Here is a 445-nt window from a genome sequence, read left to right on the forward strand (position 1 = left end):
CGTTGAGGCCGTAGAACGGCACCTTGTTCATGAACTGGACGAAGGCGTCGTCGATGGCCTGCCGGGTCCCGTAGTGGTCCAGATGGTCTTCGTCCACGTTGGTGACCACGTTGATGATGGGGAACAGGCAAAGGAAGGAGCCGTCGGATTCATCGGCTTCGGCGATGAGGTAGTGGCCGCTACCCAGATGGGCGTTGGTGCCGTAGACATTGAGACGCCCCCCGATGATGACCGTGGGGTCCAGACCGGCCGTGTCGAAGATGGAGGCCGTCAGGGACGTGGTGGTGGTCTTGCCGTGCGTACCGGCAATGGCCACGCCCTGGCGCAGGCGCATCAGTTCGGCCAGCATCTCGGCGCGGGGGATGATGGCGATGTTGCGGCGACGCGCTTCCACCACTTCGGGGTTGTCCTCGGCGATGGCCGTGGATTTGACCAGCACCTGCAC

1 protein-coding gene is annotated in these 445 nt (G+C 63.6%); it reads right to left on the reverse strand.

Annotation, left to right across the window (positions count from 1 at the left end; genetic code table 11):
- Positions 1 to 445: Mur ligase family protein (locus tag JWG43_RS18385; protein WP_240193682.1), on the reverse strand; the 445-nt coding region annotated here is incomplete at both ends.

It is taken from the genome of Desulfobulbus alkaliphilus (genome assembly GCF_016918545.1).
GTDB classification, from domain to species: Bacteria; Desulfobacterota; Desulfobulbia; order Desulfobulbales; family Desulfobulbaceae; genus Desulfobulbus; species Desulfobulbus alkaliphilus.